This window comes from Pseudomonas sp. GM33, assembly GCF_000282295.1.
In the GTDB taxonomy this organism is placed as follows: Bacteria; Pseudomonadota; Gammaproteobacteria; order Pseudomonadales; family Pseudomonadaceae; genus Aquipseudomonas; species Aquipseudomonas laurylsulfatiphila.
The window spans coordinates 1-20080 of the sequence record NZ_AKJO01000103.1 but is presented as its reverse complement, the minus strand read 5'-3'; the positions used below and the strand labels follow the sequence as shown (position 1 = coordinate 20080).

Sequence of the window (20080 nt, the reverse complement as noted above, 5' to 3'; positions counted from 1 at the left end):
CGTTTGAATTTGCGCATGTTCATGAGCGAAGTACCACGCCGCTATCGTCTTCCCAATACACGTAGACCTGATCACCCCAGGTCGGCCGCTGGCCACGGCGCTCGGCGTTGGCTACGAAAGACTGGACGATTTTGCCGCTCGGCAATTCGACGTAGAACACCGAGTGGCCACCGAGGTAGGCGATGTCGTGCACCTTGCCGCTGGACCAGTTGTATTCGCAGGTCGGCATGGTCGGGGTCACGAGCAGTTTTTCCGGACGGATCGCGTAGGTCACGGATTTGTCTTGCACCGAGGTGCTGATGCCGTGGCCCACATAGATCTTCCGGTCGAGGTCCTTGCAGGTAATGATCGCGTGGCCCTCGGCGTCGTCGATCACTTCACCGTCGAAGATGTTGACGTTACCGATGAATTCACAGACCAGGCGGCTGGTCGGGGTTTCGTAGATGTCGATCGGGCTGCCGATCTGGGCGATCCAGCCCAGGTGCATGATCGCGATGCGCTCGGCCATGGTCATGGCCTCTTCCTGGTCGTGGGTCACCATGACGCAGGTTACGCCGACGCGCTCGATGATCTCCACCAGCTCCAGCTGCATCTGCGAGCGCAGCTTCTTGTCCAGTGCGCCCATCGGTTCGTCGAGCAGCAGCAGCTTCGGTCGCTTGGCCAGGGAACGAGCCAGGGCCACACGCTGACGCTGGCCACCGGACAACTGGTGCGGCTTGCGCTTGGCGTACTGGCTCATCTGCACCAGCTTGAGCATGTCGGCCACCCGCGCATCGACTTCGGCGGCCGGCAGCTTGTCCTGCTTGAGGCCGAAGGCGATGTTCTGCGCCACGGTCATGTGCGGGAACAGAGCGTAGGACTGGAACATCATGTTGATCGGCCGCTCGTAGGGCGGCATGTCGGTGATGTCTACGCCATCGAGGAAAATGCGCCCCTCCGTGGGCCGTTCAAAACCTGCGAGCATGCGCAGCAATGTGGACTTGCCCGATCCCGAGCCGCCGAGCAGGGCAAAGATCTCGCCTTTCTTGATTTCCAGGGACACGTCGTCCACGGCAATCGTCTCGTCGAACTTCTTCGTGACCCGGTCGATTTTGACCAGCACCTGTTTCGGTTGCTGGTCGCCCTCGAGGGCTTTCTTATAGGCGCCGGAGGCAACTGCCATTTACGAAACTCCCAGAAAAAAAGAGTGCAGTTCGCTCAAGGTGAGCCAACCTTGGATATTTGAGCCTTGAAACTATTTACCCGACTTGACCATGGTCCAGCTACGGGTCATCAAGCGTTGAATCTTCGGTGGCAACTCGACGGACACGTAGGTCTTGTCGAGCACCTCTTGCGGTGGATAAACCGCTTCGTCGGTGCGAATGGACTGTTCCATCAGTTTGTCCGACCCCGGATTAGGGTTGGCATAGCCGACGTAGTCGCTGACCTGGGCGATAACCTCGGGTTTCAGCAAGTAATTGATGAACGCGTGCGCCTCCTTGGGGTTGGCCGAATCCTTCGGAATCGCCAGCATGTCGAACCAGAGAGCGCCGCCTTCTTTCGGAATGGCGTAGGCGATGTTGATGCCTTTCTTGGCTTCCTGGGCACGGTTGCGGGCCTGGAAGATGTCGCCGGAGAACCCGACCGCCACGCAGATATCGCCGTTGGCCAGGTCGGTGATGTACTTGGACGAGTTGAAGTAGGTGACGTAGGGCCGCACGGCCAGCAACTTGGCGGTCGCCTTCTTGTAGTCTTCCTCGTTGGTGCTGTTGGCGTTCAGGCCCATGTAGTTAAGGACCGTCGGCATCATTTCATCAGCGGAATCGAGGAACGCCACGCCGCATTTGTGCAGCTTCTTGATGTTCTCTGGCTCGAACAGCACGCTCCAGGAGTCAATCTTGTCGACACCCAGCACGGCCTTGACCTTGTCGACGTTGTAACCGATGCCGTTGGTACCCCAAAGGTACGGCACGGCGTACAGGTTGCCCGGATCGTTCTGCTCCAGGCGCTTGAGCAGCACCGGGTCGAGGTTCGAATAGTTCGGCAGCTGCGACTTGTCGAGCTTCTGGAATGCGCCGGCCTTGATCTGCTTGCCGAGGAAGTGATTGGACGGCACGACCACGTCATACCCCGTATGCCCGGCCAGCAACTTGCCTTCCAGGGTTTCGTTGGAATCAAAGACGTCGTAGACCGGTTTGATCCCGGTCTCTTTCTGGAAGTCCGCCAGGGTGCTCTCGCCGATATAATCCGACCAGTTATAAATATGCACGGTGCCGGCGGCCTGGACACTGACGGCAATCGTCAGCCCGGCGCCCACCAGCATGGCATTGCGCAACAAAGAAAAAATAGGCACGTGGAGGTCCTCTGAAATTAGTTGGGCCCAAGTTGCCCCGCGTTACATGACAACCGTGATTGCCCAGCAACAAAACCGGCGCGCAACTTACCCTCGAAAAACCGTTCCAGCAAAACTTTTATACAGATACCTGTAGGAGCGAGCCCGCTCGCGATGGTCGTCAACGATGACGCTGGGTGCCTGACACCCAGCGGTGCTCTCAGGTTCATCGCGAGCGGGCTCGCTCCTACAGGGGTTTTACTTATTTACCCGATTTGATCTTGGTCCAGCTGCGGGTCATGATCCGCTGGGTCGCGGCCGGCAAGTCGGCAATCGCGTACAGCTTGGCCAGCACGTCCGCCGGCGGGTAAACGCCCGGGTCGCTGGTGATGTCTTTATCAACCAACGCAGTTGCAGCCGCGTTACCGTTCGGGAAACGCACGGCATTGGTGATTTCAGCCATGATTTCCGGCTTCTGCAGGAAGGTCATGAACTTGTAGGCGCCTTCGACGTTTTCGGCATCTTTAGGGATGGCGACCATGTCGTAGAAGCTGCCGGCACCTTCTTTCGGAATGTTGTAGCTGACTTTCACCTTGTCACCGGCTTCGGCAGCGCGGGATTTGGCCTGGTAAATGTCACCCGAGTAACCCACGGCCACGCAGATGTTGCCGTTGGCGAGGTCCGAGATGTACTTGGACGAGTGGAAGTAGGCGATCGAAGGACGGACCTTCATGATCAGCGCTTCAGCCTTGTCGATGTCTTCTTTCTTCTGGCTGTCGGTTGGCAGGCCCAGGTAGTGCAGCGCCACCGGAATCATCTCGGTTGGCGAGTCCAGCAGGCTGATACCGCACGCTTTCAGCTTGGCGGCGTTTTCAGGCTTGAAGATCAGGTCCCAGGAATCGACCGGTGCGTCGGCACCCAGTGCTGCCTTGACCTTCTCGGCGTTGAAGCCGATACCGATCGAACCCCACATGTACGGGAAGGCGTGCTCGTTGCCCGGGTCGCTCACGGAAACGGCCTTGAGCAGGTCGGTGTTCAGGTTCTTCCAGTTAGGCAGCTTGGACTTGTCCAGCTTCTGGTAGACCCCAGCCTTGATCTGCTTGGCCAGGAAGTTGTTCGACGGTACGACGATGTCGTAGCCGGACTTGCCTGCCAGCAACTTGGCTTCCAGGGTTTCGTTGCTGTCGAAGACGTCATAGACAACCTTGATGCCCGACTCGTCTTCAAACTTCTTGACGGTGTCCGGTGCGATGTAGTCGGACCAGTTGTACACGTGCAGTACTTTGTCATCGGCCTGAACCGCGCCCGCCATCAACCCCATCACGGACATGGCAAGCAGAGTCTTGCCAGCGAGCTTTTTACCTAGTGCCTTCATGCGTAATGCTCCAAATTTTTCTTTTTTGAACCACTTGTTCAGCGACCGAACCCGGGCAACTGGAACCGCGGCTAGTCTGGCAAGATCCACATCGGTCTTTCAAGGAAACGGCCACGCTTTCTGACAGTTCTGAGCGAAAGTTCCTACTTCATATGCAGAACTTCGGACTTCCGCTCAGAGCCTAGCACTTAGCCCTGCAATGCACTCAGGGTCAGGTCAAGACACTTGCGAGCCTTGGTCACCAGCTCATCGATTTCCGCCGGTGTAATCACCAGTGGCGGTGCGATGATCATGGTGTCGCCGACGGCGCGCATGATCAGGCCGTTGTCGAAGCAGAACTGGCGGCAGATCATGCCGACACCCTTGCCCTCGTAACGCTTGCGCGTGGCCTTGTCCTGGACCAGTTCGATGGCCCCCAACAAACCGACCCCGCGAACTTCACCCACCAGCGGGTGATCGTTCAGTTCCCGCAGACGCTTTTGCAAATACGGTGCCGTTTCTGCATGGACGCGCTCGATAATTTTCTCGTCGCGCATGATGCGGATGTTTTCCAGCGCCACCGCAGCCGCCACCGGGTGACCGGAGTACGTGAAGCCGTGGTTGAAATCACCGCCTTCGTTCAGGACTTCCACCACTTCGTCACGCACGATCAGGCCGCCCATCGGGATGTAGCCCGAGGTCAGGCCCTTGGCGATGGTCATCATGTCCGGCTTGAGGCCGTAGAAATCGCTGCCGAACCACTCGCCGGTACGACCGAAACCACAAATCACTTCGTCAGCCACGAACAGGATGTCGTACTTGGCGAGGATTTCCTTGATGCGCGGCCAGTAGGTGTCTGGCGGAATGATCACGCCACCGGCGCCCTGGATCGGTTCGGCAATAAAGGCACCGACGTTGTCGACGCCGACTTCCAGAATCTTTTCTTCCAGCTGATTGGCCGCCCACACACCGAATTCTTCCGGGGTCATGTCGCCGCCTTCGGCGAACCAGTACGGCTGGGCAATGTGGACGATGCCCGGGATCGGCAAGTCGCCCTGTTCATGCATGTACGTCATGCCACCCAGGCTCGCGCCGGCCACGGTGGAACCGTGATAGCCGTTCTTGCGGCTGATGATGACTTTCTTGTTCGGCTGGCCCTTGATTGACCAATAGTGACGAACCATGCGCAGCATGGTGTCGTTGCCTTCAGAGCCGGAACCGGTGAAGAACACATGGTTCATGCCTTGCGGCGCGATGTCGGCGATGGCCTTGGCCAGTTCCAGTACCGGCGGGTGCGCCGTCTGGAAGAACAGGTTGTAGTAAGGCAGCTCGCGCATCTGTTTGCTGGCGGCATCGGCCAGTTCATCGCGACCATAACCAATCGCGACACACCACAGGCCGGCCATGCCGTCGAGGATCTTGTTGCCTTCGCTGTCCCAGAGGTAAACGCCCTTGGCGTTGGTGATGATCCGCGGGCCTTTCTCTTTCAGCTGTTTGAAGTCGCTGAACGGAGCCAGGTGGTGATCATTGCTCAAGGTTTGCCATTCACGGGTTTGCGGATTGTTGCTGGTCATACGAATCTCCTAAAAAAATCAGGTGAAGGCGCCATTAGAGGACAACGGCGCCCGGCGTATCAGACGGCAAAGAGCAGGAATTCCCTTTCCCACGAACTGATCACGCGCTTGAAGTTTTCATGCTCGGCCCGCTTGACCGCGACGTAGCCAGTGATGAAATTTTTGCCAAGGTAGCGCTCGATGGTCGCGCTGTTTTCCATGCGTTCCAGCGCGTCTTCGATGGTCAGCGGCAGGCGCAGGTTGCGGCGCTCATAGCCACGCCCTACCACCGGCGCACTCGGATTCAGGCCTTCAACCATGCCGATGTACCCGCAGAGCAGGCTCGCGGCAATCGCCAGGTACGGGTTGGCATCGGCGCCCGGCAGGCGGTTTTCCACCCGACGGTTCTGCGGCCCGGCATCCGGAACCCGCAGGCCCACGGTGCGGTTCTCTTCGCCCCACTCCACGTTCACCGGAGCCGAGGTATCGGGCAGGAAGCGGCGGAACGAGTTGACGTTTGGAGCGAACAGCGGCAACAGCTCGGGAATGAGTTTCTGCAAGCCACCGATGTGGTGCAGGAACAGCTGGCTCATGGTCCCGTCATCATTGGAGAAGATGTTCCTGCCGGTCTCGATGTCGATGATGCTCTGGTGCAAGTGCATGGCACTGCCCGGCTCGCCGGTCATCGGCTTGGCCATGAAGGTCGCGGCCACGTTGTGCTTGAGCGCAGCCTCGCGCATGGTGCGCTTGAACACCAGGATCTGGTCGGCCAGGGACAGGGCATCGCCGTGACGGAAGTTGATTTCCATCTGCGCCGTGCCGTCTTCATGAATCAGCGTATCGAGGTCAAGGTCCTGCAGTTCACACCAGTCATAGACGTCTTCGAACAGCGGATCGAACTCGTTCGCCGCTTCAATGGAGAACGACTGACGACCCGTTTCCGGGCGACCGGAGCGGCCGACCGGCGGCTGCAGCGGGTAGTCCGGGTCGTCACTGCGCTTGGTCAGGTAAAACTCCATTTCCGGCGCCACGATGGGCTGCCAGCCTTTGTCGGAATAGAGTTTCAGGACTTTCTTGAGCACATTGCGCGGCGACAGCTCGATCGGGTTGCCTTGCTTGTCGTAGGAATCGTGGATAACGATGGCGGTCGGCTCGATGGCCCACGGCACCAGGTACACCGCACTCTGGTCGGGACGGCAGATCATGTCGATGTCGGCCGGGTCGAGCAGTTCGTAATAGATGTCGTCTTCGACGTAATCGCCGGTCACGGTCTGCAGCAGAACGCTTTCTGGTAGGCGCATGCCTTTTTCGGCGATGAATTTATTGGTCGGCGAAATCTTGCCCCGGGTAATCCCGGTCAAGTCGGCGATCATGCATTCGACTTCTGTGATCTTGTGGTTTTTCAACCAATCGGTGAGCTGGTCGAGGTTGTTACTCATAAATGCCTCTAGGCTTGAGTTGTCTGGCCCTTTTAAGGTCAGGCGTTGTTTGACGCATCGGCGTCGCGTTGTAGAGCGTTTGCGCGGCAGATTATCGTGTTTGCCAACACTGCCGCAGAGGCCGGGCGTGCAGAATCACGAGCGATGCCCCGAACGATGGTCAGGCCGCTATTGTGAATCGGTTCTATATTGAATGGAGTAACCGTAATGGGGGTGCCATCGCGACCGTCCAGAATATCGGACGGGGACGGTTGAACCGTCGCGGATGGGAGGATCACCGCAAGCGCCGAGACCACGGAACGGACGGCCGTGTCATCACTGATGTGATAAACATGCCGACCGACCTGTCTTGAGCAGTCGGTGACGCCGATTATCGGCAGGCGAGACATGAAGCACCCCGGTATTATTGCTGTTATGGGTTTGATTCGAGCTTAGCCTTGTTCATTTTTTTACACAACACCCCCGTAAAAAATACAACACGGCCCGCTCAAGCCTGCGGGCGCCATAGAGGCCAAGGGCATAAAAACGCCCCAAAGTGCCTCAAAAAAGCCACACGGGTGCTTTTTTAGGGCAAAAAAGGCCTCGCTTGACTTCGGCATGCCGTTCGGGTTGACTGAAACCAGAAAAGATCAATGATTGATATTTTTAACAACAAAGGTGTTGCATCATGTCGGTACCCCCGCGTGCCGTTCAGCTTAACGAAGCGAACGCGTTCCTTAAGGAACATCCTGAGGTTCTGTACGTTGACCTTCTGATTGCGGATATGAATGGTGTGGTGCGCGGCAAGCGCATCGAACGCACCAGCCTCCACAAGGTTTACGAGAAAGGCATCAACCTGCCGGCCTCTCTATTTGCTCTGGATATCAACGGCTCGACGGTGGAAAGCACCGGCCTGGGCCTGGACATCGGTGATGCTGACCGAATCTGCTATCCAATCCCCGATACCCTGTGCAACGAGCCATGGCAGAAGCGCCCGACCGCGCAACTGTTGATGACCATGCACGAACTCGAAGGCGAACCCTTCTTCGCCGACCCGCGTGAAGTGCTGGCCAACGTGGTGCGCAAGTTCGACGAAATGGGCCTGACCATCTGCGCCGCGTTCGAACTGGAGTTCTACCTGATCGACCAGGAGAACGTGAATGGTCGTCCGCAACCACCTCGCTCACCGGTTTCCGGCAAACGTCCGCACTCGACCCAGGTCTACCTGATCGACGACCTCGACGAATACGTCGATTGCCTCCAGGACATTCTGGAAGGTGCCAAAGAGCAAGGCATTCCGGCTGACGCCATCGTCAAGGAAAGTGCCCCGGCGCAGTTCGAAGTGAACCTGCACCACGTGGCCGATCCGATCAAGGCCTGCGACTACGCGGTCCTGCTCAAGCGCCTGATCAAGAACATCGCCTACGACCATGAAATGGACACCACCTTCATGGCCAAGCCTTACCCGGGCCAGGCGGGTAATGGTCTGCACGTCCACATCTCGATTCTCGACAAAGACGGCAAGAACATTTTTGCCAGTGAGGATCCCGAGCAGAACGCCGCACTGCGTCACGCGATCGGCGGTGTGCTCGAGACCCTACCGGCGCAGATGGCTTTCCTCTGCCCGAACGTCAACTCCTACCGTCGTTTCGGCGCACAGTTCTACGTGCCGAACTCGCCGTGCTGGGGCCTGGACAACCGTACCGTGGCGATTCGCGTGCCCACCGGTTCTGCCGATGCCGTGCGCATCGAACACCGAGTGGCCGGCGCCGATGCCAACCCGTACCTGCTGATGGCTTCGGTCCTGGCAGGCGTGCACCACGGCCTGGTCAACAAGGTCGAGCCGGGCGCTCCGGTCGAAGGCAACAGCTACGAGCAGAACGAGCAAAGCCTGCCGAACAACCTGCGTGATGCGCTGCGCGAGCTGGACGACAGCGAAGTCATGGCCAAGTACATCGATCCGAAATACATCGATATCTTCGTGGCCTGTAAAGAGAGCGAGCTGGAGGAGTTCGAACACTCCATCTCCGACCTCGAGTACAACTGGTACCTGCATACCGTGTAAGCGGTTGCGGTAGTGAAGAAACGCCGCCGGCCTCTCAGCCTGCGGCGTTTTTTTATGGCCGCCTTCGGCGGATCGCTGGCAAGCCAGCTCCCACAGGGTTCTTTGTCGACCACAAATCGGGTGTACGAAACCAATCCCTGTGGGAGCGGGCTTGCCCGCGAAAGCGTCCGGGCAGACAACACACAACCCGACTCGTACAATGCCCCCTGCCCCGCAGGAGACTTCAATGACACGCGTAGCCACCCCCCGCAAACCCCGCGCACGCAGCCAGGCCCGGATCGACTCGATACTCGATGCGGCCCGCACGCTGTTGGCCGCCGAGGGCGTGGCCAGTCTGTCGATCTACAGTGTCGCCGAGCGCGCGGAGATTCCGCCCTCCTCGGTCTACCATTTCTTCGCCAGCGTGCCGGCATTACTCGAAGCCTTGACCGCCGACGTCCATGCGGCCTTCCGCGCGTGCCTGCAAGCACCCATCGATCATCACGCCCTCGGCAGCTGGCGCGATCTGTCGCGGCTGGTGGAACAACGCATGCTCGACATCTATGCAGAGGACGCCGCCGCCCGCCAACTCATTCTGGCCCAGCACGGCCTGACCGAAGTCACCCAGGCCGACCGCCAGCACGACCTCGAACTGGGCGAGTTGATGCACAAGCTGTTCGATCACCACTTCGAACTGCCGACGCTGCCGAGAGATGTCGACGTGTTCGCCCTGGCCATGGAGCTTGGCGACCGGGTGTATGCGCGCTCGGTGCAGCAGCACGGGCAGATTACGCCACGCATGGCCGAGGAAGGGATGCGAGTGTTTGATGCTTATGTGGGGTTGTACCTGCCGCCCTATCTGCCCAAGCGCAGCATTCCATCCTGATTTCTTGATTGGCCTTACTGGCCTCTTCGCGAGCAGGCTCGCTCCCACATTTGAAATGCATTCCCCTGTGGGAGCGAGCCTGCTCGCGAAGGCCGCGCCACCGATCTCAATGAATCACACGCACAAAAAAACCCCGAAGGGCTCAAACCCTTCGGGGTTGTTGTTTACGCATGTGGCTTACAACTTGGCGATCGACACCTCAGTGGATTTCACAAACGCGATCACTTCACTGCCCACCGCCAGTTCCAGCTCTTTCACCGAGCGCGTGGTGATCACCGAAGTGACGATGCCGGAAGCGGTCTGCACGTCGATTTCCGACAACACGTCGCCGAGGACGATTTCCTTGATGGAGCCTTTGAACTGGTTGCGAACGTTGATGGCCTTGATAGTCATGATGTTGATTCCTGTCGTTGGGTAAGACTTGAGTTATTGAGCCCAGCGCAATTGCGTAGGCAAGGGTGAAACAGGTTCCGGCTCCGGTGGCTGACCGGGCAGCGCCAGCACGCGATTGAGGACTTCGGTTTCCAGCGCCGCCAGCCGATGGGAGCCGCGCACTCGAGGGCGCGGCAGTTCCACGTGCAGGTCGAGGCCGACTTCACCGTCTTCGATCAGGATCACCCGATCGGCAATCGCCACCGCTTCACTGACGTCATGGGTCACCAACAACACCGTGAAGCCGTGCTGCTGCCAGAGCCGTTCGATCAGTTGCTGCATTTCAATTCGGGTCAGGGCATCCAGCGCACCCAGGGGTTCGTCGAGCAACAGCAGGCGCGGCTGATGAATCAACGCACGGGCCAACGCCACGCGTTGCTTCTGTCCACCGGACAACGCTGCCGGCCATTCGTTGGCGCGGTCGGCCAGGCCCACCGCGTCCAAGGCTTCAAGCGCTTGCGGCCGCCAGTTGCCCTTGAGGCCCAGACCGACGTTGTCGATGATCTTTTTCCACGGCAGCAACCGCGCTTCCTGGAACATCAGCCGCGTATCTTCCCGCGCGTCACTCAATGGCGCGGCACCGGCGAGCAATTCACCGCCAGTCGGCTGATCGAGGCCGGCGAGCAATCGCAGCAAGGTGCTTTTGCCGCAACCGCTACGCCCCACCACGGCGACAAACTGGCCCGCCGGAATGTGCAGGTCGATCTCGTGCAGCACCTGCCGCGCGCCAAAGGTTTTTTGCAGCTCGCGCACCGCCAGCGGAATGCCGCGCAGCAGGCGTGGAGGTTGTTCCGCGATCATGCCGCACCTCCCTTGGCTACCTGATACGCCGGGTGCCAGCGCAGCCACACACGCTCAAGTCCACGGGCCGCGAGGTCGGCCAGTTTGCCGAGCACCGCGTACAGCAGAATCGCCAGCACCACCACGTCGGTCTGCAAGAACTCCCGGGCATTCATCGCCAGATAACCGATACCGGAACTGGCGGAGATGGTTTCCGCGACGATCAACGTCAGCCACATGAAGCCCAGGGCAAAGCGCACGCCAACCAGAATCGAAGGCAGCGCCCCCGGCAGGATCACCTGCCAGAACAGGCTGAAGCCGGTCAGGCCATAGCTGCGCGCCATCTCCACCAGCGCCGGGTCGACGTTGCGGATGCCGTGATAGGTGTTGAGGTAAATCGGGAACAGCGTGCCCAGCGCCACCAGGAAAATTTTTGCCGACTCGTCGATGCCGAACCACAGGATCACCAGCGGAATCAGCGCCAGGTGTGGCACGTTGCGGATCATCTGCACCGAACTGTCGAGCAGTCGCTCACCCCACTTCGACAGGCCAGTAATGAAACCCAAGGTCAAACCGATGCCGCCACCGATGGTGAAGCCCAGCGCGGCACGCCAGCCACTGATCGCCAGGTGCGTCCAGATTTCGCCGCTGCGCACCAGGCTCACGCCAGCTTCGATCACGGCAACCGGCGCCGGCAGAATCCGTGTCGACAACCAGCCCGCCGACACACTCAACTGCCACACCGCCAGCAACAACACCGGCAACGCCCAGGGCGCGAGACTGTGGATGATTTTCTTCATGACCGCGCCTCAGCTCTGGGACGCGGCTTTGGGCAGAATGTCGTTGGCGACCATCTCGCCGAACGGACTCACGTAGCCCGCACTTTTCGGCAGTTCAGGCCGCTCGACATCGAGGTGCGGGAACAGCAGTTCGGCGACTCGGTACGACTCTTCCAGGTGGGGATAACCGGAGAAAATAAAGGTGTCGATGCCGAGGTCCGCGTACTCCTTCACGCGGGCGGCCACAGTCGGGCCATCACCCACCAGCGCCGTACCGGCACCGCCACGCACCAGGCCGACACCGGCCCACAGGTTCGGGCTGACTTCCAGGTTGTCGCGGTTGCCGCCATGCAATGCGGCCATGCGCTGCTGACCGACCGAATCGAAGCGCGCCAGCGATGCCTGGGCCCGAGCGATGGTGTCGTCGTCGAGATGGGAGATCAGTCGATCCGCGGCTTTCCAGGCCTCTTCGTTGGTTTCACGCACAATCACGTGCAGGCGAATACCGAAGCGCACGGTGCGCCCGAGCTTCGCGGCCTTGGCGCGGACCTGTTCGATTTTTTCCGCCACGGCGGCCGGCGGCTCACCCCAGGTCAGAACCATTTCCACCTGTTCGGCAGCCAGGTCTTGCGCGGCATCCGAAGAGCCGCCGAAGTACAGCGGCGGGCGCGGCTGCTGGATCGGTGGATAGAGCAGTTTCGCGCCCTTCACGCTGATGTGCTGGCCGTCGTAATCAACGGTTTCACCTTCCAGCACGCGGCGCCAGATACGGGTGAACTCCACGGAAGCCTGGTAGCGTTCTTCGTGGCTGAGGAACAGACCATCGCCGGCCAACTCTTCCGGATCACCGCCCGTCACCAGGTTGAACAGCGCACGACCGCCGGACAGCCGATCCAGGGTCGCGGCCTGACGCGCCGCCACCGTCGGGGAAATGATCCCGGGGCGCAGGGCAACCAGAAACTTCAAGCGCTGGGTCACCGGAATCAGCGACGCCGCCACCAACCACGAATCTTCGCAGGAGCGCCCGGTGGGAATCAGCACGCCGCCGAAACCCAGTCGGTCCGCCGCTTGCGCGACTTGTTGCAGGTAGCCGTGGTCAACGGCGCGTGCGCCTTCGGCGGTGCCAAGGTAATGGCCGTCGCCGTGGGTAGGCAGGAACCAGAAGATATTGAGGCTCATGGAGTGGTCTCCTTGGGGGATCGAATTATTGGGCTTTCGCAACGGCGGCCGGCGGCGTCCAGATCACGTCTTTGATGCTCAATTGCTTTGGAATCAGCTTGAGCTGGTAGAAGGTGTCGGCGATTTTCTGCTGCGCCGCGACCACTTCCGGGGTCAGGAACAACGCGCCGTAGCCCTGGCGTTTCACCGAAGTGCGGGTGATGTCTGCCGACAGGCCGAGCAGTGGCGAGACTTGCTGGGTCACGTCTTCAGGATTGGCCCGGGACCAGTCGCCGACTGCGCGCACTTCTTCCACCAGGGTCTTGATCACCTCGGGATTTTTTTGCGCGTAGGGTTTGGTCGCCAGGTAGAACTGATGGTTGTCGACGATGCCCTGGCCATCGCGCAGGGTGCGCGCTTGCAACTGTTGTTCGGCGGCGGCCTGGTACGGGTCCCAGATGACCCAGGCATCGACACTGCCACGCTCGAACGCAGCGCGGGCATCGGCCGGCGGCAGGAAGACGGTCTGGATGTCGGTGTATTTGAGGCCGGCGTCTTCCAGCGCACGCACCAGCAGGTAGTGCACGTTGGAGCCCTTGTTGAGCACGACCTTCTTGCCCTTGAGCTCTGCCACCGACTTGATCGGCGAGTCCTTCGGCACCAGGATCGCCTCGCTGTGCGGCGCTGGTGGTTCATAAGCAACGTAAAGCAGATCGGCGCCGGCCGCTTGGGCGAACACGGGAGGGGTTTCGCCGGTAACGCCGAAGTCGATGGAGCCGACATTCAAGCCTTCAAGCAGTTGCGGGCCACCGGGGAATTCAGTCCATTGCACGTCCACGCCTTGGGCGGCGAGGCGTTTTTCCAGGGTGCCCTTGGCTTTGAGCAGCACCAGGGTGCCGTATTTCTGATAGCCGATCCGTAGCGTCTCGGCCTGGGCTTGAGTGATGGCGCCGAAGGTGACAGCCGCAGCAAACAGAGCGACCAGACCACGACGCAAAATGACAGGGCGCATGGCGCTCTCCTTTTTGCAGTTGGGTTTTGGCTGCACCTGCTTGCCCGTTGGCGGGCGAGTAAGGCCAGTACTTCAATTTTCGGTGGGGCTAATGTTCAGTGGAGCTCATATGCTCCAGCGAGCACTCAACAAACGTTCATTCAACAGGTTAGGATCGAGCGGCTTGGGCCGTCGTGCCATGGCGCTGAGAAACAGCTCCAGCGATTCATTCAGCCGTTGCTCCAGCTCCGGCGCCAACTGCGCCAGGGCGCTGCCTTCGCCGTAAGCGATCTGGCTGTCGACGGCGAAAATCCCGTGGAGCATTTCCTGGGCTTTCAACGCCGACAGCACCGGCTTGAGCGCGTAGTCCACCGCCAGCATGTGGGCGATACTGCCACCGGTTGCCATCGGCAAAACCACCTTGTGGCTCAGGGCGCGTTCGGGCAGCAGATCCAGCACGGTTTTCAATGCGCCGGAGAACGAAGCCTTGTACACCGGCGTAGCGATCAGCAGGCCATCGGCGTTTTCAATCTGTTGCAGCAGGTCAATGACCTTCGGGCTGTCGAAGCGTGCATGCAGCAAGTCTTCGGCCGGGAAGTCCCGTACCTGATAACTCACCACCTCCACGCCCTGTTCTTGCAACCAACTCCTGGAGCGGTCCAGCAGCACCCCGGAACGGGAGCGCTGACTGGGACTGCCTCCGAGTGAGACGACCAACATTCAGACGATTCCTTGAGCGGTGTTGGCGATTCGCGGTTTGCGATCTCGCTTCGATGGAGTGACCTTAACAGCTGATTCATATATCCATAAATCATATTTATTCATTTGGTTATTCACTATAGAGATATACAAATCGACTTCATTCGGGCAAAAAAAAAGGCCGTCGAAACGGCCTGAAATCCCCTGCTCTGTGGGTATCTTGAAAAGATCGCAGCCTGCGGCAGCTCCTACAGGGATTGGCGGCGATCTTTTGATCTTCAACGGTTCGGCTGCGGCGTCAGGCGCAGGTAAGGCTTGATGGCACGATAGCCCTTGGGAAAACGCTGTTTGATTTCCTCTTCATCCTTGAGCGACGGCACGATCACCACTTCATCACCGTCCTGCCAGTTGGCCGGCGTGGCCACCTTGTAGTTGTCGGTGAGTTGCAGCGAGTCGATCACCCGCAGGATTTCATTGAAATTGCGCCCGGTGCTCGCCGGGTAGGTAATCGTCAACCGGACCTTTTTGTTCGGATCGATCACGAACAGCGAACGCACGGTCAGGGTGTCGTTGGCGTTGGGATGGATCAGGTCGTAGAGGTCCGAGACCTTGCGGTCGGCGTCATCCAGGATCGGAAAGTTGACCACGGTACTCTGCGTCTCGTTGATGTCCTCGATCCATCTGTGATGCGACTCCACAGGGTCCACGGACAGTGCGATAGCCTTGACACCGCGGGTCGCGAACTCATCCTTGAGCCTGGCGGTGAAACCCAGTTCGGTGGTGCATACCGGCGTGAAATCCGCCGGATGGGAAAACAGCACGCCCCAGCTATCGCCCAGCCACTGATGGAAACGGATGATGCCGGCGCTGGAGTTCTGTTCGAAATCGGGGGCGATATCGCCAAGTCTGAGACCCATGGTGCTGCTCCTTGTGAGTGCTTGATGGGTTCAACTGTGCCTGTGTTTTTTATCTATTAAAAAGAATAAATATCGATTTATTTAGATCATTAAGAAATATTAAAGATCTGTTCACTGGACGTGCACGCACAACCCGTCGAAGATCGGCCACGAGGTTCGAGAAGGCCTTGAGTTGCTGCAAAGAGGGAACTTCAGGACGGGATTACGGGGGTGAACCCGTCCTGAACATGTAAAAGCCCCGCCCGGTGCAATACCGGGCGGGGCTTTTTTGCATCGGTTACGCGAGCGCTATTACAACAGCGGGATCGAGTAGCTGACGATCAAGCGGTTTTCGTCCTGCGAACGGGTGTTCGGCAGGTCGGTGCGCCAGGTAGCGTTTTTCCACGCCAGGCCCAGATTCTTCAACGGACCTTCCTGCACCACGTAGGCAACACTCAGGTCACGTTCCCACTCGGAAGCACCGTTGGCCGCCTGGCCACCCTTGGCGTTGACGGTATCGATGTTGTCGCCGTGCAGGTACACCAGACCCGCGGTCAGGCCAGGCACACCGACCTTGGCGAAGTCGAACGAGTAACGTGCTTGCCAGGTTTTCTCGCCGGCACGGCCGAACTTCTGGATTTGCGAATCGGTGATGGTGTAGTTCGACGAACCGTCACCCTGGTTCAGCCAAGGGAAGTCGCTGCTGCCGTTGCTGACCTGGTAACCGCCACCGAAGGTATGACCGGCAACCGAATACAGGAACAGGCCGCTGTACAGGTTGTTGTCGACCTTGCCTTTACCGTTTGGCGCGTTGTAGTTGCCAGTGGTGTAGTACAGCGGGTCGTGACCGTTGGCACCATCATCAGAGCTGTTGAAATAACGGAAATCCGACTTCAATACGCCCGGGCCGATTGCCCAGTTGTGAACCAGACCCAGGAAGTGCTGCTTGTAGAACTCTTCCAGCTTGCCGTAGTAGTACTGGGCCGTCAGGTCCTTGGTGATCTTGTAGTCGCCGCCGGCATAGATGAACTTGTTGCTGTCGCGGAACTTGGTACCGCGAGTGTTCGCACCGGAAATCGACATTTGATCGTTGTTGCTGGAGTTACGGCCTTTTACGGCTTCGATCTGACCGCCGACCAGCGACAGGTCCTTGATCTCGGCGGAAGTGATCTGGCCACCCTGCCAGGTTTGCGGCAGCAGGCGACCATCGTTGGTCACGATCACCGGGTTTTTCGGCTGCAGGGTGCCGAGCTTCAGTTCAGTCTGGGAAACCTTGGCTTTGGCGGTCAAGCCCAGGCTGGAGAAATCATCTACCGCCTCGCCATTGGATTTGCTCGGGAAAACCGTGCCGCCGTAAGAGGTCGCCGTGGCGCCGTTGGTACCGCCACCCGAATCCAGCTTGACGCCCAACAGGCCGATCGCATCGATACCGAAACCGACGGTGCCTTGGGTGTAACCGGAGATGAAACGCAGATCGAAGCCTTGGCCCCACTCTTCGTTTTTGTTGGGACCGGTACCGTCGCGGTAATCGGTGTTGATATAGAAGTTACGCAGCCCCAACGTTGCCTTGCTGTCTTCGATGAAACCCGCGGCGTTTGCCTGCTGGGCCAATACCCCGACGGCCACAGCCATGGCCAAGGTGGACTTGTTCATGTTTCGCTCCTCTCGTTTCTAGTTCTGATGTTCCTGGTCCCGAATCGATTGCCCGGGATCCTGAATGCATAAATTCGCGGCAAACCGTCTAGGTCGGTCGTTTGGCGGGCCGCAGGATACATGGCCTTAAAGCCAAAAAGAATTTCTTTGGATTTTTTAATACCGCTGTGGAATATGACTTCCCACGGCAGATCCGAGGTATCGGCGGCAAGGCCGATTCCTGAAACTGATCAATTGTCGAGGGACGAAATTGCCGAATCCGAGCTCAGGGATGAGTGTCGGACAGACGCACTTTAAGCGGGATGAATAAAAACTAAAAAGAATAATAAATAATCAATAAAGATCATTATGGAATATAAAAATCAGCTCAAAAAAAACCCCGTCAACAGACGAGGCTTTTTCACAAGGCTTGTTACAGGAAGCTGTAGGTGTAGTTGAAGATCACACGAGTCTGGTCAACGTCAGGGTTGTTGGAGACTTCACTGCCACGGTAGACGCCATTACGCAGCGTTACGCCGAAACCTTTGAGAGCACCCTGCTGGATGGTGTAGTCGATCCTCATGTCGCGCTCCCACTCGGAGCTGTCAGGACCACTGCCGCTGGTCGCCTTGATGTCATCGCCGTGCAGGTAGGCGATCGACGTTTTCAGGCCCGGCACACCCAGTGCTGCGAAGTCATAGGAGTACTGGCCGAAAGTGGTGTTTTCACCGGCACGAACAAATCCGTTGATCATGGAGTCGGTGAACAGGTAGAAGCTGGCGCCGCCATTCCCTTCCGGACGGCCATTGCCATCGACCACGTTGCCCTGGTTCAGGTAGACAAAACCACCGTCATCGCTGACGCGCTGATGACCGAGCAGGAAGGCGTTGCCACCCAGGGTGTAGGTGAACATGGCGCTCCAGGTCTTGTTATCGACCTCGCCCGGGTTCTTGGCAAAACCGTTGTTGTTGTTGAAACGGAAACCCGGATCACCGTTCCTGCCGTCGGAGCTGCTGTCGAAGTAACGAATATCCGTCTTGAAGGACTGGTTGGCGCTGATCGGTAGCACGTGGATCAAGCCCAGGAAATCCTGCTTGTAGTAGTCCTTCAGATTCGAGTGGTAGTACTGCAGGGTCAGGTCCTTGGTGACCTTCCAGTCAGCACCACCGTAGTAGAACTTGTTGCTGCCCTCTGTACCGCCAGCCACGGCCAGGCCGGTGGAGTTCGAAGAGGCGCGACCTGCCGAATGCTCCAACTGACCTGCGTTGAAGGTCACGTTGTCGATTTCTTTCGAAGTGATGGTGCCACCGTCAAAGGTCTGTGGCAGCAGACGGCTGTCGTTCGCGACCAGGATCGGCAAGTTGGGTGCCAGAGCGCCACCCAGGTGGGCTTCGGTCTTCGAGAAGCGCGCCTTGACGTTAGCGGCTGCACGGCTCCATTCGGACACGGCCGAACCATCGCTATCGCTTGGGAAGAAGGTGTTGTTGTCTGGGTGGTGACCCTTGCCGCCGTCCAGGTGGATACCGAGCAGTGCCTGGGCGTCGATACCGAAACCGACGGTGCCTTGGGTGAAACCGGACAGATAATCGAATTTCAGGCCTTCTGCGGACTCTCTCTGATCCGCACCGCCTTCACGGTTATCGTTGTTGTAATACATGGTCCGGGAACTGATGGACGCCTTGCTGTCTTCCAGGAAACCTGCGGCGCCTGCCTGCTGCGCCACTACCCCTACGGCCACGGCCAAAGCCAAGGTGGACTTGTTCATTGTGCAGCTCCTCTCGTTTCTAATTCTTGTATTCCTGGTCTCGAGTCGACGCCCGAAATCCTAAGATGCGCGATTAGCGCCAGACCGTGACCCATAAGTCAATCGTAACTATATGTGTCTACGACCATAGTCTAACCCCCGTTTTTTTGGTCCCTGCTGGGTCATGAATTCGTCATGAACCTGAAAAGAATTACCCGATTCTTTTCTAATACCGTTTAGGAATTTAGCTCCCCGATCGCCAATCACCCCAGAATAGAGGGTTTGGACCATAAGCTAATTCCTAATCGGTATTTATTTTTACTTTTTTAGATCGTTTAGTTTTGACGCAATTCGGAAACAAATCCTTTACCGAAAGGCGGCCCCATGACGATCAAACGCGCACTATCCGGATCAATTGTTACAGTTTGTGTATCGCTCGCATTTTCCCTCACCGCTCAGGCGGCGAACCTCACCGTCGGTTATCAAACCGGAATCGACCCCAGCAAAGTCCCCCAGGCCGATGGTCTTTATGAAAAAACCATCGGCCAGCCCATCGACTGGCGGCGCTTCAACAGCGGCCCGGAAGTGGTCACGGCGATTGCGTCGGGCGATGTGCAAATCGGCAATCTCGGCTCCAGTCCACTGGCCGCTGCGGCTTCGCGCAACCTGCCGATCGTCGCGTTCATCGTCTCGGCCCAGATCAATGCCGCCGAAGCGCTGGTGGTGCGCAACGGCAGCGGCATCGAAAAACCGCAAGATCTGATCGGAAAGACCATCGCCACGCCTTTCGTTTCAACCTCCCACTACAGCCTGCTCGGTGCGCTGAAGCACTGGGGCCTGGACGGCTCGAAAGTCAAAGTGGTGAACCTGCAGCCAGCAGAAATTGCCGCTGCCTGGAAGCGTGGTGATATTGATGGCGCGTTTGTCTGGTCGCCTGCACTGGGGGAAATCCGCAAGACGGGCAAGACCCTGACCGACGCTGCACAGGTCGGCCAATGGGGCGCGCCAACCTTCGAAGTCTGGGTAGCGCGCAAGGATTACGCAGAGAAGCACCCAGAGGTGGTAGCCAAATTCGCCAAGGTCACTCTGGATTCGTTCGCCGACTATGCCGCCCATAAGGACCAATGGACCGTTGATTCGGTGCCCGTCCAGAAAATCGCCAAACTGACCGGTGCCAACGCCGCCGATGTGCCGGAGCTATTGGCCGGTTCCGCATTCCCGGATGCCAAGGCGCAACAGGGCAGCGCGCTGCTGGATGGCGGCACGGCCAAGGCCATTGGCGAGACGGCGAAATTCCTGAAGGAGCAAGGGAAGGTGGAGACGGTGCTGCCGGATTATTCGCCGTATGTCAGCGCGAAGTTTGTCCAGAAGTAACACAAGGTTCCTGTAGGAGCTGCCGCAGG

18 protein-coding genes are annotated in these 20080 nt (G+C 58.6%); 3 read left to right on the top strand and 15 right to left on the bottom strand.

What is annotated here, in order from left to right; translation table 11 throughout:
* Positions 1-19: 19 nt before the first annotated feature.
* The 6 genes from PMI26_RS10130 to PMI26_RS30780 form a co-directional block, all read right to left on the bottom strand.
* The gene (locus tag PMI26_RS10130) at positions 20-1162 is read right to left on the bottom strand and encodes an ABC transporter ATP-binding protein (RefSeq protein ID WP_007976366.1); all 1143 of its coding nucleotides are present in this window, start codon (positions 1160-1162) and stop codon (positions 20-22) included.
* A gap of 72 nt (positions 1163-1234) precedes the next feature.
* Positions 1235-2332, bottom strand: coding sequence for a polyamine ABC transporter substrate-binding protein (locus PMI26_RS10135; RefSeq protein WP_007976363.1), 1098 nt, complete (start codon positions 2330-2332; stop codon positions 1235-1237).
* Positions 2333-2573: 241 nt separating this feature from the next.
* Entirely contained in the window at positions 2574-3686 is a 1113-nt protein-coding gene (locus PMI26_RS10140) for a polyamine ABC transporter substrate-binding protein (RefSeq protein ID WP_007976361.1), read from the bottom strand.
* A gap of 188 nt (positions 3687-3874) precedes the next feature.
* On the bottom strand, positions 3875-5239 hold the full coding sequence (locus PMI26_RS10145) for an aspartate aminotransferase family protein (protein WP_007976359.1): 1365 nt from the start codon (positions 5237-5239) through the stop codon (positions 3875-3877).
* A 59-nt stretch (positions 5240-5298) separates the two neighbouring features.
* Positions 5299-6657 carry a glutamine synthetase family protein gene (locus tag PMI26_RS10150; RefSeq protein WP_007976357.1) on the bottom strand — a complete coding sequence of 453 codons (1359 nt, stop codon included), beginning with the start codon at positions 6655-6657 and terminating at the stop codon, positions 5299-5301.
* 38 nt (positions 6658-6695) lie between these two features.
* Positions 6696-7046 (bottom strand): hypothetical protein, encoded by a 351-nt coding sequence (locus tag PMI26_RS30780; RefSeq protein ID WP_081500993.1) that lies wholly within the window; start codon positions 7044-7046, stop codon positions 6696-6698.
* A gap of 278 nt (positions 7047-7324) precedes the next feature.
* Here PMI26_RS30780 and PMI26_RS10155 point away from each other — a divergent pair, with 278 nt between their 5' ends.
* On the top strand, positions 7325-8701 hold the full coding sequence (locus tag PMI26_RS10155; protein WP_007976355.1) for a glutamine synthetase family protein: 1377 nt from the start codon (positions 7325-7327) through the stop codon (positions 8699-8701).
* A gap of 226 nt (positions 8702-8927) precedes the next feature.
* Positions 8928-9566 carry a TetR/AcrR family transcriptional regulator gene (locus PMI26_RS10160; protein ID WP_007976352.1) on the top strand — a complete coding sequence of 213 codons (639 nt, stop codon included), beginning with the start codon at positions 8928-8930 and terminating at the stop codon, positions 9564-9566.
* 177 nt (positions 9567-9743) lie between these two features.
* Here the strand turns inward: PMI26_RS10160 and PMI26_RS10165 are convergent, their stop codons facing one another.
* From PMI26_RS10165 to PMI26_RS10205, 9 genes are all read right to left on the bottom strand, one after another.
* Positions 9744-9959 (bottom strand): TOBE domain-containing protein, encoded by a 216-nt coding sequence (locus PMI26_RS10165; protein ID WP_007967989.1) that lies wholly within the window; start codon positions 9957-9959, stop codon positions 9744-9746.
* 33 nt (positions 9960-9992) lie between these two features.
* Positions 9993-10799 carry an aliphatic sulfonates ABC transporter ATP-binding protein gene (gene ssuB, locus PMI26_RS10170; protein WP_007976350.1) on the bottom strand — a complete coding sequence of 269 codons (807 nt, stop codon included), beginning with the start codon at positions 10797-10799 and terminating at the stop codon, positions 9993-9995.
* Positions 10796-11578, bottom strand: a complete 783-nt coding sequence (gene ssuC / locus PMI26_RS10175; protein WP_007976348.1) for an aliphatic sulfonate ABC transporter permease SsuC — start codon at positions 11576-11578, stop codon at positions 10796-10798. Before ssuC ends, ssuB begins: the two co-directional genes overlap by 4 nt.
* 9 nt (positions 11579-11587) lie before the next feature.
* On the bottom strand, positions 11588-12736 hold the full coding sequence (gene ssuD / locus PMI26_RS10180) for an FMNH2-dependent alkanesulfonate monooxygenase (protein WP_007976345.1): 1149 nt from the start codon (positions 12734-12736) through the stop codon (positions 11588-11590).
* Between the two features lie 25 nt (positions 12737-12761).
* The gene (locus PMI26_RS10185; protein WP_007976344.1) at positions 12762-13727 is read right to left on the bottom strand and encodes a sulfonate ABC transporter substrate-binding protein; all 966 of its coding nucleotides are present in this window, start codon (positions 13725-13727) and stop codon (positions 12762-12764) included.
* 105 nt (positions 13728-13832) lie between these two features.
* Positions 13833-14426: an NADPH-dependent FMN reductase gene (gene ssuE / locus PMI26_RS10190; RefSeq protein ID WP_007976342.1), complete on the bottom strand. Its 594-nt coding sequence runs from the start codon at positions 14424-14426 to the stop codon at positions 13833-13835.
* A gap of 257 nt (positions 14427-14683) precedes the next feature.
* A complete protein-coding gene (locus PMI26_RS10195; RefSeq protein WP_007976341.1) occupies positions 14684-15322 on the bottom strand; it encodes a peroxiredoxin in 639 nt (212 codons plus the stop codon).
* A gap of 291 nt (positions 15323-15613) precedes the next feature.
* On the bottom strand, positions 15614-16954 hold the full coding sequence (locus tag PMI26_RS10200) for an OprD family porin (protein ID WP_007976339.1): 1341 nt from the start codon (positions 16952-16954) through the stop codon (positions 15614-15616).
* 412 nt (positions 16955-17366) lie between these two features.
* Positions 17367-18698, bottom strand: coding sequence for an OprD family porin (locus PMI26_RS10205; RefSeq protein WP_007976337.1), 1332 nt, complete (start codon positions 18696-18698; stop codon positions 17367-17369).
* Positions 18699-19067: 369 nt separating this feature from the next.
* Between PMI26_RS10205 and tauA the strand changes: the two genes are divergently transcribed.
* Positions 19068-20051, top strand: a complete 984-nt coding sequence (tauA, locus tag PMI26_RS10210; protein ID WP_443200850.1) for a taurine ABC transporter substrate-binding protein — start codon at positions 19068-19070, stop codon at positions 20049-20051.
* Positions 20052-20080 lie beyond the last annotated feature (29 nt).